The sequence below is a fragment of the Streptomyces sp. NPDC002795 genome, from assembly GCF_042888725.1.
GTDB lineage: Bacteria > Actinomycetota > Actinomycetes > Streptomycetales > Streptomycetaceae > Streptomyces.
The window spans coordinates 443121-456845 of sequence record NZ_JBIAQB010000004.1; the positions used below are offsets into that span (position 1 = coordinate 443121).

The window sequence follows — 13725 nt, forward strand, 5'->3', positions numbered from 1 at the left end:
TGCAACCTTTCCGTTGCGGGTTGCGTCGCCATGTGCAACCCTTGAGTTGCAGGATGAGTCGTAGGGAGGACCCCATGTCCGACGCACACGCCACCCACACCGAGGCCGAGCTCGCGGAGCTCGACCGCATCGCCCGCCGCATCGACATCGACGCCCCCGCCGAGCGGGTCTGGGAGCTGGTCGTACGCCCCGGCTGGTACATCAACGACGGGGCCGTCGAGGCCGAACCCGACATCCGGTACGAGGGGGAGGTCGCCGTCGTGCGGCACGCCTCGCTGGGCGAGTTCCGGTTCCGCACCGTCGAGCTCGACAAGCCCCGCTACGCCGCCTTCCGCTGGATCGGCACCCCGTCCCGGGGCGAGTCGACGGGCTCGACGCTCGTCGAGTTCTGGATCGACGAACGCGCGGAGGGCGGCGTGACCCTGCGCGTCGTCGAGAGCGGCTTCTCGGGCCTCGCCGACGACCCGGCCGTGTGGCTGAAGGAGCGCGAGGGCAACGACAAGGGCTGGCTCGCCGAACTCGCCGCGGCGAAGGCGTTCGTCGAGGCCCGAGCGTGAGCGCCGCGGCCCCCGTCGTGTGTGCCGCGCTCGGCGACGCGACCCGCTGGGAGATACTCACCCGGCTCGGGCAGGGCCCCATGTCGGCGTCCGCGCTGGCCCGCGAGCTGCCCGTGAGCCGGCAGGCCATCGGCAAACACCTTGAAGTGCTGCGCGAGGTCGGGCTCGTCGAGTCCGAGCAGCGCGGCCGCGAGGTGGTCCACATCGCCGTCGGCGCCCGGCTCGGCGCGCTCGCCCGCGAGCTCGACCGGATCGGCCGCTCCTGGGAGACCCGCCTGCTGCGCATCAAGGAACTGGCCGAAGGGCCGGACGCACGAAGGGAGAAGGAGTCATGACCGACCGCGCCCCGGCGCTGCCGCCGGTGACCGACCGGGCCGCCTTCGAGGCGGAGATCGACAAGCTGCGGGTACGCGAGAAGGCCCACACCCGCGAGGGCGACGCGATCGCCGCCGCCCGGCGGCGGCTGCCCATGGTGGAGGTGGACGGAGGCCTGGAGCTGACCGGACCCGAAGGGCCGCTCACGCTGCTCGACGCATTCGAGGGCCGCCGCCAGCTCCTCGCGTACTACTTCATGTGGCACGAGGGCCACTCGGCCGCCGAGCAGTGCGAGGGCTGCACCTGGTGCGCGAGCCAGGTCGCGGAGCTGTCGTACCTGCACTCGCGCGACATCACGTACGCGGTGCTGTGCCAGGGCCCGTACGACGAGAGCAGGCGCTACCGGGACTTCATGGGCTGGGACATGCCGTGGTACTCGGCGCTCCCGTCCCTGGACCGACTCCTGGTCGGCCGCCACGTCGGCATGATGCACCTGGTGAGCTATCTGCGGGACGGCGACCGGGTCTTCGAGACCTGGTGGACCACGCTGCGCGGCGTCGAGCAGATGGACAACAGCTACCGGCTGATGGACCTCACGGCCTACGGCCGCCAGGAGCTGTGGGAGGACTCCCCGGCGGGCTGGCCGCAGGGCCAGGGCGAACCGGCCGAGGACATCCGGCTGCGCTCCAACGGCCGGCCCATCCCGCACTGGCCGCGCCTCGCGGCGGGCCACAGCGACGACCTGGGCTGAATACGGAGCGGGGCCCGGCGCCACCCCTGGCGCCGGGCCCCGCTCACCGCGCGGGCGTCAGCCGAGCTGCTCGTACGCAGGCAGCGTCAGGAAGTCCGCGTAGTCCGCGTCCAGGGAGACCTGGAGGAGGAGGTCGTGGGCCTGCTGCCACTTGCCGGCCGTGAAGGCCTCCTCGCCGACCTCGGCCTTGATGTTGGCCAGTTCCTCGGAGGCGACCTTGCGGGCCAGTTCGGCGGTGACGGTCTCACCGTTGTCGAGGACGACGCCCGCGTTGATCCACTGCCAGATCTGGGAGCGGGAGATCTCCGCGGTGGCCGCGTCCTCCATGAGGTTGAAGATCGCGACGGCGCCGAGGCCGCGCAGCCACGCCTCGATGTAACGGATGCCGACCTGGACGGCGTTGACCAGGCCGTCGTAGGTGGGCTTCGCGTCGAGGGAGTCGATGGCGATCAGGTCACCGGCCGCGACCGAGACGTCCTCGCGCAGGCGGGACTTCTGGTTCGGGTTGGTGCCGAGCACCTTGTCGAAGGACTCCATGGCGATCGGCACCAGGTCCGGGTGCGCGACCCAGGAGCCGTCGAAGCCGTCGCCGGCCTCGCGGTCCTTGTCGTCGCGGACCTTCGCGAAGGCCACCTTGTTGACCTCGGCGTCGCGCCGCGACGGGATGAAGGCCGCCATGCCGCCGATGGCGTGCGCGCCGCGCTTGTGGCAGGTGCGGACGAGGAGTTCGGTGTACGCCCGCATGAAGGGGGCCGTCATCGTGACCAGGTTGCGGTCAGGGAGGACGAACTTCTGGCCGCCGTCACGGAAGTTCTTGACGATGGAGAAGAGGTAGTCCCAGCGCCCCGCGTTCAGGCCGGAGGCGTGGTCCCGGAGCTCGTAGAGGATCTCCTCCATCTCGTACGCGGCCGTGATCGTCTCGATCAGGACGGTGGCGCGCACGGTGCCCTGGGGAATTCCGACGTAGTCCTGCGCGAAGACGAAGATCTCGTTCCAGAGGCGGGCCTCCAGGTGCGACTCCGTCTTCGGGAGGTAGAAGTACGGGCCCTTGCCGAGCTCGATCAGCTTCTTCGCGTTGTGGAAGAAGTAGAGGCCGAAGTCGACGAGCGCGCCGGGGACGGCCTTGCCGTTCTCGTCCACGAGGTGACGCTCGTTCAGGTGCCAGCCGCGCGGGCGCATGACGACCGTGGCGAGCTCGTCGGCGGACTTCAGCGCGTACGACTTGCCGGAGCGCTCATCCGTGAAGTCGATGGCGCGGTTGTAGGCGTTGGTGAGGTTGAGCTGGCCGCCGATGACGTTCTCCCACGTCGGGGCGGAGGCGTCCTCGAAGTCGGCGAGCCAGATCTTCGCGCCGGAGTTGAGCGCGTTGATCGTCATCTTGCGGTCGGTCGGCCCGGTGATCTCGACGCGGCGGTCGTTCAGGGCGGCCGGGGCCTCGGCGACCTTCCAGGTGTCGTCCGCGCGGACGGCGGCGGTCTCCGGGAGGAAGTCGAGCGTGGAGGTGCGGGCGATCTCGGCGCGGCGCTCCGTGCGGCGGGCGAGCAGCTCGTCACGCCGGGGCGTGAAAAGGCGGTGCAGCTCGGCCACGAAGGCGAGGGCCGCTTCGGTGAGCACCTCGCCCTGTCCGGGCAGGGTCTCGGCGTCGACGATGGCCAGCGGGGACGGCGCTGGTGCGGACATGTGGCTGTCACTTCCTTCAGCGAGCGAACGGCCCCTGCGGCACTGGGTGCCGGGGCCGCCTGGGTATGGCTGCTGGCCCCGCTTTGGGGGACCGGCCCTTCTCAACAGTGGATATTAGTTTCCTCATTGTGGAAGTTCAATGGTTTGTTGACGTCGAGATTCTCAGAGTCGACAGAACGTGGCTCCGCGTGCCACGCACTGTTACTCAAGGTGCTTGAGATCCGCTGCCGTGTCGATGTCGTACGCCTCGGCGATGTCCCCGCACTCCACGAGCTCCAGCACCCCCGCACGCTCCTTGAGGTACGCGCGCGCCCCGCGGTCGCCGCTCGCGCTCGCCGCGATCCCCGCCCAGTGGTCCCGGCCGAACAGCACCGGATGCCCGCGCTCCCCGCCGTACGCGGCCGCCGCGAGCGAGGCGGGGGAGCCGTACGCCGCGAGCACCCGCGCCACCGCCGCCGCGCCGATCCCCGGCTGGTCCACCAGGAGTACGAGCGCGGCGTCCGCCTCCGTGTCCGCGAGCGCTTCGAGCCCCGCCCGCAGCGAGGACCCCATGCCCTCCTCCCAGTCCGGATTCTCGGTCACCTGGCACCCCTCCAGCACGGCCCGCTCCCGTACGTCGCCGGCCGCCGCCCCGAGTACCACGTGCACCCGGTCGCATCCCCCCGCGCGCAAGATCCGTACCGCGTGCTCCACGAGCGGACGCCCGCGGTGCTCAAGGAGTGCCTTGGGCCGGCCGCCGAGCCGCCGGCCGCCACCCGCGGCGAGCAGCAGCCCTGCCACCGCGCCTGTGCTCTTCGTCGTCATGCTCCCTGCATACCGCACGCAAGGCGCGATCGAAGTCGTTCGGAATTTCACAGTTGCCTTGCGCAACGGACTGGCGAAACGCTTGCGTGTGGCGTTAACTGGGCGGCCACAAACCCGAGTTGGACGCCCGACCGACGCTCCGGCCGGGTTACGCGGTAGTAGGAATCAAGAAGTACCTGAGCAGGACAACAGCAGGACAACACACGCACAAGGACGTGCGAGGGGGAGAAACTGTGTTGCGGAGCGTGGAGCAGAGGCTTGTGACCGGGAGCGACGTGGACCCGCGGGTGGACGAGTTGCGAACCGCCGTGTCCCGGCTGCGCCGGGAACTCGCCGCGCACCCGGTCGAGTTTCCCGACCGGGGCATCGCCGAGGACGAGCTCGCGGCGCTGGACGCGATGGCCGGCGGCGGCAGGCCCGAGGTACCGAGGCTGCGCCGCTCGCTGTTGCTCGTGGCGGGGGCGGTCGGCTCGGTGAGCGCGCTGTCCGGGGCGCTGACCCAGGTCAGGGGAGCGGTGGAACTGTTCGGAGGGCCGCCCTCGCAGGGCTGAGGTTCGCGCGAGGTCGGGGCCGCACCGCTCGGTGCGGCCCCCTTCGTTTTCCGAGGAGCCCCACAAAGAGCCCTACGCCACCCAGTGCGGCCGCCCCGGCTCCTCGCCCGCCCCGCCGAGCCCGCCGACCGCGTCGTCGATGGACGCCGCGATCCGCCGCACCGCCTCCTCCGCGACCTCGACCGGCTGGACGTACGGGACGCGCAGCCGGTGCTCGAACGTGCCGGGGTCCGCGCCGAACCGCGACCCGCCCTCGATCCGCACCCCGCGGCGCAGCGCCGCCCGCCCGAGCGCGGAGGCGATCGGCCGCCCCAGATCCACCCACAGGGAGAGCCCGCCGGGCGGCAACTGCCAGCGCCAGTCCGGGAACTCGCGGCCGAGCGCCTCGGCGAGCCGGTCGCGGCGCTCGCGCAGCACCGGGATCCGGCCGCGCAGAATGCTCTCCTCGCGCATCAGCAACCGGCCCGCCACCAACTGGTCGAGGACCGAGCCCGACATGTCCGCGGTGACCCGCAGCGTCGTCAGCTCGGTGATCAGGCGGGTGCCCGCACGCACCCAGCCGACCCGGAGCCCGCTCCAGTGCCCCTTGCTCAACGAGCCGACGGTGACGATCTGTTCGCCCCCGCCGGGCGGGGCCAGGGAGGCGAACGGCGGCTCCGTCGCCCCGTCGAGCGCGATGTCCGCGATCGTCTCGTCGATGACCAGCCAGGTGCCGGTCGCCCGCGCGGCGGCGATGATCTGCCGCCGCTGCTCGCTCGGCATGAGCCGCCCCGTCGGGTTCTGGAAATCGGGGATCAGATACGCGAGCCGGGGCGCCGACTGCCGCAGCGTCGCGCCGATCAGGTCCACGTCCCAGCCGTCCTCGGTGACCGGCACCGGCGCGGTGCGCATCCCCAACTGCCGGATCACCGACAGGGCGTTGGCGTACGAAGGGTTCTCCACCAGGATCCGGTCGCCGGGCCTGCCGAGCAGCGTGAGGGTGAGTGACACGGCCTGCTGGGCGCCCGTCGTGACCAGGATCTGCTCGGGCAGCGTGGGCAGCCCGCGCCGCGTGTACCGATCGGCGATCTGGGCGCGCAGCTCCGGCAGGCCGTAGGGGTGGTAGCCGTTGGTCACCGCGTGCCGGGCGACGTCCGGGGCCGCGGCGGCGTACGCGGCCGACAGCTCGTCCTCCAGGAACCCGGGCGCGGCGACCGCCAGATCGATCACGTCGTCCCCCGCGGCGGGCGTCGCCACGACCGTCGGGCGTGCGCCCTCGGGCAGCTCGGTCCACGTCCCGGAGCCGCGCCTGCTGCGCGCGTACCCGCTCTCGCGGAGCAGGTCGTACGCGGCCGTGACGGTGGCCCTGCTGACCCCGAGCGAGGCCGCGAGCTCGCGCTCCGCGGGCAGCCGCGTGTGCAGCGCGATCCGCCCGTCGAGCAGCAGCGTCCGCACGCCCTGCGCGAGCGCGCGGTAGCCGGGGCGCTCCCCGGCCACACCGGTCACGAGCGCGCCGAGGCGCCTGCCGCCGACCACGCTGCGGACCACCGCCCTGTCATCCATGCCACAACTCCGTGATTGGCCCTGCTGTCCAGGCCAATCAGCGTACAGAGTGGGCGCGGTCGATGAGGGGTGGCCTGGAGGCGGCCGCGTTGCGTGCACGAGGAGGAGTGTCATGGACGGCGAGCGGTTCGGTGGTCGCGTGGTGGTCGGGGTCGGCGGTTCACCGGCGAGCCTGGCCGCGTTGCGCTCGGCGGTCGACGAGGCCCGGCGGTCCGGCAGGGCCCTGGTGGCGGTGCTCGCGTGGGAGCCGCCGGAGGGGGAGGCCATGTACCGGCGGTGGCCGGACGCGGCGTGGGCCCGGCACTGGTACGAGGAGGCCCGCGCCCGGCTGGCGGCGGCGTTCGACGAGGCGCTCGGCGGACTGCCGCGCGACCTCGACGTGACGCTCCGCGCGGTGCGCTCCCGCCCAGGACCCGCCCTGGTCGAACTCGCGGCGCGCCCCGACGACCTGCTGATCGTCGGCGTACGTCCACGAAGCCTGCGCCGCGCCGCCCACCGCCACGTACGGCGGCACGCGCTGTGCCCGGTGCTCACGGTGCCGGTGCGGCCGCTGCAACGGGCGGAGCTGCGGGCGCTGCGGCGGGTACGGGCGGCGGACTTCGAGGTGACGCGCTGATGGACGTCCGCTAGCGGCGCCGCAGCAGCCCGTCCCGCGTCGCCCGCGCGACCGCCGACGTACGCGAGTCGACTCCCAGCTTCGCGTAGATGTGCACGAGGTGGGACTTGACCGTGGCCTGGCTCAGGAACAGCTCGCGGGCGATCTCCGCGTTGGAGAGGCCGTCGCGCACGTGCCGCAGCACCTCCAGCTCGCGCCGGCTCAGCGCCTCCGCGGGCGCCCGCATCCGGTCCATCAGCCGGTCGGCGACGGCGGGCGCGAGTGCGGACCGCCCGGACGCCGCGGTGCGGACGGCCGCCGCGAGCTCCTCCGGCGGCGCGTCCTTCAGCAGATAGCCGGAGGCCCCCGCCTCCACGGCCGCGAGGATGTCCGCCTCGGTGTCGTACGTGGTGAGGACGAGAACGCGCGGCCCGCCGTCCAGGGCGGCGATCCGCGCGGTGGCCTCGGCGCCGTGCATCGTCCCCGCCCCGAACTGCAGGTCCATGAGGACGACGTCCACGTCCCCCGCCAGCTCCACCGCCCGCTCGGCCGTCGAGGCCTCCGCGACGATCACGAAGTCCGCCTCCGCGTCGAGCACGGCCCGCAGCCCGGCGCGTACGACGGGATGGTCATCGGCAAGCAGCAACCGAATCATGCGGCGCCTCCGGCGGGCAGTGGTGTCCGTACGGCGATGCGGCTCGGTGTCGAGCGCGGGGCGGTGGTGCCGATGCGGAGCGCCCGTGGCCCGATCATGCGGCGCCTCCGGCGGGCAGTGGTGTGCGTACGGCGGTGGGTGTGTCGCGGCTCGGTTTCGAGCGCGCGGCGGTGGTGCCGTTGCGGAGCGCCCGTGGCCCGATCATGCGGCGCCTCCGGCGGGCAGCGGTGTGCGTACGGCGGTGGGTGTGTCGCCGCCTGGTGTCGAGTAGACGGCGGCGGTGGCGCCGTTGCGGAATGGGGCCCGTGGCCCGCCGCGCCGGATCATGCGGCGCCTCCGGGCGGCAGCGGCGTGCGTACGGCGATGGGTGTGTCGCGGCTCGTTGTCGAGCGCGGGGCGGTGGCGCTGATGCGGAACGCCCGTGGCCCGATCATGCGGCACCTCCGGCGGGCAGCGGCGTGCGTACGGCGGTGGGTGTGTCGCCGCCTGGTGTCGAGTAGACGGCGGTGGAGCCGATGCGGAACGCCCGTGGCCCGATCATGCGGCGCCTCCGGCGGGCAGCGGTGTCCGTACGGCGACGGGTGTGTCGCCGCCCGGTGTCGAGTGCACGGCGGTGGTGGCGCCGAGTCGGAACAGGGGCCGTGGCCCGCCGCGCCGGATCATGCCGCACCCCCGGCGGGCAGTGGCAGCGTCACCGCGACGGCCGTGCCGCCGTGGCCCGGTTCCGACTCCACGGTGAACGTGCCGCCGAGTTCGCTCACGCGCGAGCGCATCGCGACGAGCCCGAAGCCGCCGTCGCCGCCGTCCGGCGCCCGGTCCGGGTCGAAGCCTTCGCCGTCGTCCACCACGTCCAGGGCCACCGAGGTCTCCATGAAGCTGAGGGTGATCTCCACGCGGCGCGCCCGCGCGTGCCGCACCGTGTTGGCGAGCGCCGACTGGGCGATGCGCAACAGCGCCACCTCGTACGGCGTGGGGAGTTCGAGCGGGGTGCCGCTCACCGAGAAACGGGCGGTGAGGCCCGGCGCCGTGGCGCACAGCCGGTCGAGCGCCCCGGCGAGCGAGCCGACGTCCAGGTCCGGCGGGGCGAGGGCGCGCACAAAGCGGCGGGCCTCCGCGAGGTTGCCCTGCGCCGTGGCCCTGGCCTGCTCGACGTGCCCGGCGGCGGGGGAGCCGGCGGGCAGTTCGCGCCCGGCCGCGACCAGCAGCAGCTGGATCGAGGACAGGCCCTGCGCCAGCGTGTCGTGGATCTCCCGGGCCAGCCGCTCCCGCTCGGCGAGGGTGCCGCCCGCGCGCTCCGCCGCCGCGAGTTCCGCGCGGGTGGCGACCAGCTCCTCGATCAGCTGCTGCTTGCGCTCGCTCTCCCGGTACAGCGTCTGGTAGCCGAGCACGGTCGCCACGGCGACGGCCGCACCGAGCAGCGGCCCTATGAACGCCCCCGGATTCACCGCCCCGTCATGACTGACGTACGAGCAGATGGCCGCGCCCGCCGCGAGCGCCACCGCGGGGACGCCCCAGCGCGCGGGCAGCAGATGCAGCAGCAGGAAGTACAGCGGGAACGCCAGCCACAGCCCGTCCGGCGAGAGCACGAGCAGCAGCGCCCATACGGCACCCAGTGCGGCGAGCCACCACGCGGCGCCCGCACGCGTGGACCGTACGACCGGCAGCACGGCGCCCGCCCCGTAGACGGCGCCCATCGCCCCGGCCACCGTCACCACCGCCGCGACCGGCTCCGCGGAGTGGCCGGTGAGGGCCCGTACGACGACGAGCGCGAGCAGGCCCGCCGTCAGCAGATGCAGACAGAGGCGCAGCGCGCGCAGCGCGGGGGTGAGCGAACGTGGATCCATACCGCTCACCAGCGTACGAAGCCGGGGGACGGAACCGGTCAACCGAAAGTTTGAAAGGCGGGTCCCTCCTTCGATTCGGGTGAAGCGTGCTGTGGCGCGATGCCCGCGAGGGCCCCGCAGCCGCAGGCTTGGCCGCATGTTCGTTGCATGGAGAGATCTACGGTTCGCCAGAGGCAGGTTCGCCCTGATGGGGACCGTGATCGTACTGATCACGCTGCTCGTGGGACTGCTGTCGGGACTGACGGCGGGGCTCGCGCGGGACAATACGTCGGCGCTCACCGGGCTGCCCGCCGACCACCTCGCCTTCGCCCGGCCCGCCGACGGCCAGTCGGTGTCGTTCACGGCGTCCACGGTCCGCCCCGAGCAGTGGCGCGAGCTCGCGGCGCAGAAGGGCGTCGAGAGCGCGGAGCCGATCGGCATCGGCACGGTGAACGCCGAGGCGGGCCGCCAGACCGCGGCGGTCTCCGCGTTCGGCGTCCGCCAGGACTCAGGCCTCGCACCGGACGCGACGGCGCCCGGCACGGCGGTCCTCTCCACCAAGGCGGCGAAGGAACTGGGAGCCGCCACGGGCGACAAGCTCACCCTCGGCGGCACGCGCCTCACGGTCGCGGCGGTCTCCGGCGACGCCTCGTACAGCCACACCCCGGTCGTCTGGACACACCTCGACGACTGGCAGCACACCACGCCCACAGGCGGGACCGGCGAACGCGCGACGGTGATCGCACTGCGCACGGGAGCAGGCGCCGACCTCAAGGCGGCCGACAAAACCGCGGGCACGGACACGACCACCATCGACGGCGCCCTGTCCGCCATAGGGTCCTACCAGGCCGAGAACGGCTCGCTACAGCTGATGCGCGGCTTCCTCTTCGCCATCTCGGCGCTCGTCGTCGGCGCCTTCTTCACGGTCTGGACGATCCAGCGCAGCGCGGACATCGCCGTCCTGAAGGCCCTCGGCTCCTCGACCCGCTACCTCCTGCGGGACGCGCTCGGCCAGGCGGTCCTGATGCTGGTCGCCGGCACGGCGATCGGCACCGGCCTCGCCACCCTCGTCGGGGCCTTCGTCCCGGACACGGTGCCCTTCGTCCTCGACCCGCTGACCGCGCTCGGCCCGGCCGCCGTCATGACGGTCCTCGGCCTCGCGGGCGCCGCCCTCTCCATCCGGCGGATCACCTCCGTCGACCCCCTCACCGCACTCGGGAGCGCCCGATGACCCTGCTGCTCGACGACATCACCCTGACCTACGCCGACGGGGACGGCCGCCTCACGGCCCTCGACCGGGTCGGCCTCCGGGTCCCGGCCGGCGGCCTCACGGCCGTGGTGGGCCCGTCCGGCTCCGGCAAGTCCAGCCTCCTGGCGGTGGCGGCGACGCTCGTCACCCCCGACAGCGGCCGCGTGGTCGTCGACGGAACCGAGGCCACGACCCTGACCCGCACGGAATCGGCGGAACTGCGCCGCCGCGCGATCGGCATCGTCTTCCAGCAGCCGAACCTGCTGCCGTCGCTGACCGCGCTGGAACAACTCCAGGTGATGGCCCACCTGGAGGGCCGCAAACCACGGGAAGTACGCGACAGGGCACGCGAGTTGCTCGACGCGGTCGGCCTGTCCGCCCAGTCCCACCGCCGCCCCCACCAACTCTCGGGCGGCCAGCGTCAACGCGTGAACATCGCGAGGGCCCTGGTCAACGAGCCCCGCGTCCTCCTGGTCGACGAACCCACGAGCGCACTGGACCACGAACGCGGCGCGGCGGTACTGGACCTGCTCCGCAAGCTGACGAGAGAGCGCAGCACGGCAACCGTGCTCGTAACCCACGACAAGGCCCACCTGACGGTGGCGGACGAGATCCACGAGATGCGAGACGGCGCGATCGTCGCGCCGGTCAATTTCGGCGGCGGCTGAGCAGATCAAGCCCCGCCGGCGCTTGAGGCGCGGGGTCCGGGGCGGAGCCCCGAGTCCTTACGCACTGTGCCCAGAACTGGCCAGCGCCACCGACAACTCACGCGCCACCTGCTGCAGCACCGGCACAATCTTGTCCGTCGCCGCCTCGGTCACCCGCCCCGCAGGCCCGGAAATCGAGATCGCCGCAGCGGTGGGCGAATCCGGTACGGACACCGCGAGGCACCGCACCCCGATCTCCTGCTCGTTGTCATCGACGGCGTACCCGGCCTGCCGGACGTCCTCGAGCGCGTCGAGGAAACCCTCGGGCGTGGTGAGCGTCTTCTCGGTCGCGGCCGGCATCCCGGTCCGCCCGAGCAGCGCCCGCACCTCGTCGGCGGGCGTGTACGCGAGGAGTGCCTTGCCCACGCCGGTGGAGTGCGGCAGCACCCGCCGCCCGACCTCGGTGAACATCCGCATGGAGTGCTTGGACGGCACCTGGGCGACGTACACGACCTCGTCGCCGTCGAGGAGCGCCATGTTCGCGGTCTCGCCGGTCACCTCGACGAGGCGCGCGAGGTACGGGCGCGCCCACGTGCCGAGCAGCCGGGAGGCGGACTCGCCGAGCCGGATGAGCCGCGGGCCGAGCGCGTAGCGCCGGTTGGGCTGCTGGCGTACGTAGCCGCAGGCGACGAGCGTGCGCATCAGGCGGTGGATCGTCGGCAGCGGGAGCCCGCTGCTGGCGGAGAGCTCGCTCAGGCCGACCTCACCGCCCGCGTCGGCCATCCGCTCGAGCAGATCGAAGGCGCGCTCAAGGGACTGGACACCGCCGGTGGGTGCGGACTTGGCGGTCTCAGTGGTGCTGGCGTCGGGCGTCGGCACAGCGCGTTCCTTTCGGGGTGACAGGCAGAACTGAAGCCTACCGGCGGGGTCCCGCGCAGTGATCCCTTGACCTATAAGTTCGTCGGTAGCTACGTTCTGCGTGCCGGAATTCTAATTCCACTTTGTGGAAACGTCCAGGGTCTGCGGGTCTGCCGTGCGGGTCTTGACGGTTCCCGAAGTCTGAGTGAAAGTCCTTCAACAGAACGTTGAAGCTTGAGGAGGCCCAGGTGTCGGACGCCGAAGTCCAGATCGAACTCGTGCTGCGCTCGACGCGCGTCATCACCCCCGAAGGTACGCGCCCCGCCTCGGTCGCCGTCGCCGAGGGGAAGATCGTCGCGGTGCTCGCGCACGACGCGCGGGTCCCGGCCGGGGCCCGCCTTGAGGACTTCGGCGACGACGCCCTGCTGCCCGGCATCGTCGACACGCACGTCCACGTCAACGACCCGGGGCGCACCGAGTGGGAGGGCTTCTGGACCGCCACCCGCGCCGCGGCGGCCGGCGGCATCACGACCCTCGTCGACATGCCGCTCAACTCCCTGCCGCCGACCACGACCGTCGACAACCTTCGTACGAAGAAGGACGTGGCCGCCTCCAAGGCGCACATCGACGTCGGCTTCTGGGGCGGCGCGCTGCCCGACAACGTCAAGGACCTGCGCCCGCTGCACGACGCCGGGGTCTTCGGCTTCAAGTGCTTCCTTTCGCCCTCCGGTGTCGACGAGTTCCCGCACCTGAACGCCGACCAGCTCACCGCCTCCATGGCGGAGATCGCCGGCTTCGGCGGCCTGCTCATCGTGCATGCCGAGGACCCGCACGAGCTGGACGTGGCGCCCCACAACAGCGGCCCCAAGTACGACGACTACCTGGCGACCCGCCCGCGCGTCTCCGAGGACGTCGCCATCAAGGGCCTGATCGACACCGCGAAGCGGATCGGCGCCCGTATCCACATCCTGCACCTGTCGTCCTCCGACGCGCTGCCGCTGATCGCCGCCGCGAAGGCCGAGGGCGTCGAGCTGACCGTCGAGACCTGCCCGCACTACCTCACGCTCACCGCGGAGGAAGTCCCGGACGGGGCCAGTGAGTTCAAGTGCTGCCCGCCGATCCGCGAGGCCGCCAACCAGGACCTGCTGTGGCAGGCGCTCGCCGACGGCACCATCGACTGCGTCGTCACCGACCACTCGCCGTCCACGGCCGACCTGAAGACCGACGACTTCGCGACCGCCTGGGGCGGCATCTCCGGCCTCCAGCTGAGCCTCTCCGCCATCTGGACGGCGGCCCGCGACCGGGGCTACTCCCTTGAGGACGTGGTCCGTTGGATGTCCGAGCGTACGTCGAAGCTCGTGGGCCTCGACGGCCGCAAGGGCGCCATCGCGGCCGGCCACGACGCCGACTTCGCCGTCCTCGCCCCCGAGGACACCTTCAACGTCGACCCGGCCGCCCTCCAGCACCGCAACCGCGTCACCGCGTACGCGGGCAAGACGCTGCACGGTGTCGTGAAGTCGACCTGGCTGCGCGGCGAACGCATCGTCTCCGACGGCGAGTTCACCGCCCCGCAGGGCCGGCTGCTCGAACGCGACAAGTAGCCCGTACTCTGCTCGGCTTGCGGGGCACACCGGCCTGACAGCACCGGTGTGCCCCGCATTCCCCTTCACGGAGTTACGCGACCGCCGACACCGGCTC

Annotated in this window: 14 protein-coding genes; 8 read left to right on the forward strand and 6 right to left on the reverse strand. The window is 72.4% G+C overall.

Annotated features, from left to right (window positions below; translation table 11 throughout):
- Positions 1-74 precede the first annotated feature (74 nt).
- From ACFYWS_RS15105 to ACFYWS_RS15115, 3 genes are read left to right on the forward strand one after another with little or no spacing between them, the layout of a single operon-like run.
- Positions 75-557: an ATPase gene (locus tag ACFYWS_RS15105; protein WP_389275167.1), complete on the forward strand. Its 483-nt coding sequence runs from the start codon at positions 75-77 to the stop codon at positions 555-557.
- On the forward strand, positions 554-892 hold the full coding sequence (locus tag ACFYWS_RS15110) for an ArsR/SmtB family transcription factor (RefSeq protein ID WP_389275170.1): 339 nt from the start codon (positions 554-556) through the stop codon (positions 890-892). Before ACFYWS_RS15105 ends, ACFYWS_RS15110 begins: the two co-directional genes overlap by 4 nt.
- Entirely contained in the window at positions 889-1623 is a 735-nt protein-coding gene (locus ACFYWS_RS15115; RefSeq protein WP_389275173.1) for a DUF899 family protein, read from the forward strand. The genes ACFYWS_RS15110 and ACFYWS_RS15115 overlap by 4 nt, the downstream gene beginning before the upstream one ends.
- Before the next feature lie 57 nt (positions 1624-1680).
- Here the strand turns inward: ACFYWS_RS15115 and aceB are convergent, their stop codons facing one another.
- Positions 1681-3303 carry a malate synthase A gene (aceB, locus tag ACFYWS_RS15120; protein ID WP_389275176.1) on the reverse strand — a complete coding sequence of 541 codons (1623 nt, stop codon included), beginning with the start codon at positions 3301-3303 and terminating at the stop codon, positions 1681-1683.
- Between the two features lie 201 nt (positions 3304-3504).
- The gene (locus ACFYWS_RS15125) at positions 3505-4107 is read right to left on the reverse strand and encodes an NTP transferase domain-containing protein (RefSeq protein ID WP_389275178.1); all 603 of its coding nucleotides are present in this window, start codon (positions 4105-4107) and stop codon (positions 3505-3507) included.
- Positions 4108-4340: 233 nt separating this feature from the next.
- Here ACFYWS_RS15125 and ACFYWS_RS15130 point away from each other — a divergent pair, with 233 nt between their 5' ends.
- A complete protein-coding gene (locus ACFYWS_RS15130; protein ID WP_389275181.1) occupies positions 4341-4658 on the forward strand; it encodes a DUF5955 family protein in 318 nt (105 codons plus the stop codon).
- 72 nt (positions 4659-4730) lie between these two features.
- Here ACFYWS_RS15130 and ACFYWS_RS15135 read toward each other — a convergent pair whose 3' ends face one another.
- Positions 4731-6200, reverse strand: coding sequence for a PLP-dependent aminotransferase family protein (locus ACFYWS_RS15135; RefSeq protein ID WP_389275184.1), 1470 nt, complete (start codon positions 6198-6200; stop codon positions 4731-4733).
- A 112-nt stretch (positions 6201-6312) separates the two neighbouring features.
- Here ACFYWS_RS15135 and ACFYWS_RS15140 point away from each other — a divergent pair, with 112 nt between their 5' ends.
- Positions 6313-6816 (forward strand): universal stress protein, encoded by a 504-nt coding sequence (locus tag ACFYWS_RS15140; protein WP_389275187.1) that lies wholly within the window; start codon positions 6313-6315, stop codon positions 6814-6816.
- 10 nt (positions 6817-6826) lie between these two features.
- Here ACFYWS_RS15140 and ACFYWS_RS15145 read toward each other — a convergent pair whose 3' ends face one another.
- Together ACFYWS_RS15145 and ACFYWS_RS15150 are read right to left on the reverse strand one after the other, a co-directional pair.
- The gene (locus tag ACFYWS_RS15145) at positions 6827-7450 is read right to left on the reverse strand and encodes a response regulator (RefSeq protein ID WP_389275190.1); all 624 of its coding nucleotides are present in this window, start codon (positions 7448-7450) and stop codon (positions 6827-6829) included.
- Between the two features lie 659 nt (positions 7451-8109).
- Positions 8110-9294, reverse strand: a complete 1185-nt coding sequence (locus tag ACFYWS_RS15150; protein WP_389275193.1) for a sensor histidine kinase — start codon at positions 9292-9294, stop codon at positions 8110-8112.
- Positions 9295-9430: 136 nt separating this feature from the next.
- On the opposite strand from ACFYWS_RS15150, the gene ACFYWS_RS15155 reads away from it, so the two are divergent.
- Both ACFYWS_RS15155 and ACFYWS_RS15160 read left to right on the forward strand, forming a co-directional pair.
- Positions 9431-10504, forward strand: a complete 1074-nt coding sequence (locus tag ACFYWS_RS15155; protein ID WP_389275196.1) for an ABC transporter permease — start codon at positions 9431-9433, stop codon at positions 10502-10504.
- Entirely contained in the window at positions 10501-11190 is a 690-nt protein-coding gene (locus ACFYWS_RS15160) for an ABC transporter ATP-binding protein (RefSeq protein ID WP_389275199.1), read from the forward strand. The genes ACFYWS_RS15155 and ACFYWS_RS15160 overlap by 4 nt, the downstream gene beginning before the upstream one ends.
- Before the next feature lie 57 nt (positions 11191-11247).
- Here ACFYWS_RS15160 and ACFYWS_RS15165 read toward each other — a convergent pair whose 3' ends face one another.
- Positions 11248-12048 carry an IclR family transcriptional regulator gene (locus ACFYWS_RS15165; RefSeq protein WP_389275202.1) on the reverse strand — a complete coding sequence of 267 codons (801 nt, stop codon included), beginning with the start codon at positions 12046-12048 and terminating at the stop codon, positions 11248-11250.
- A gap of 227 nt (positions 12049-12275) precedes the next feature.
- Between ACFYWS_RS15165 and allB the strand changes: the two genes are divergently transcribed.
- Complete coding sequence (allB, locus tag ACFYWS_RS15170; protein ID WP_389275205.1) at positions 12276-13628, forward strand: allantoinase AllB; 1353 nt, start codon at positions 12276-12278, stop codon at positions 13626-13628.
- Positions 13629-13725 lie beyond the last annotated feature (97 nt).

Coding starts and splice junctions, on each gene's coding strand:
- ACFYWS_RS15125 (WP_389275178.1), bottom strand. CDS start 4,107: ATGACGACGAAGAGCACAGGCGCGGTGGCAGGGCTGCTGCTCGCCGCG.
- ACFYWS_RS15145 (WP_389275190.1), bottom strand. CDS start 7,450: ATGATTCGGTTGCTGCTTGCCGATGACCATCCCGTCGTACGCGCCGGG.
- ACFYWS_RS15105 (WP_389275167.1), top strand. CDS start 75: ATGTCCGACGCACACGCCACCCACACCGAGGCCGAGCTCGCGGAGCTC.
- ACFYWS_RS15160 (WP_389275199.1), top strand. CDS start 10,501: ATGACCCTGCTGCTCGACGACATCACCCTGACCTACGCCGACGGGGAC.
- ACFYWS_RS15150 (WP_389275193.1), bottom strand. CDS start 9,294: ATGGATCCACGTTCGCTCACCCCCGCGCTGCGCGCGCTGCGCCTCTGT.
- aceB (WP_389275176.1), bottom strand. CDS start 3,303: ATGTCCGCACCAGCGCCGTCCCCGCTGGCCATCGTCGACGCCGAGACC.
- ACFYWS_RS15115 (WP_389275173.1), top strand. CDS start 889: ATGACCGACCGCGCCCCGGCGCTGCCGCCGGTGACCGACCGGGCCGCC.
- ACFYWS_RS15135 (WP_389275184.1), bottom strand. CDS start 6,200: ATGGATGACAGGGCGGTGGTCCGCAGCGTGGTCGGCGGCAGGCGCCTC.
- ACFYWS_RS15155 (WP_389275196.1), top strand. CDS start 9,431: ATGTTCGTTGCATGGAGAGATCTACGGTTCGCCAGAGGCAGGTTCGCC.
- ACFYWS_RS15140 (WP_389275187.1), top strand. CDS start 6,313: ATGGACGGCGAGCGGTTCGGTGGTCGCGTGGTGGTCGGGGTCGGCGGT.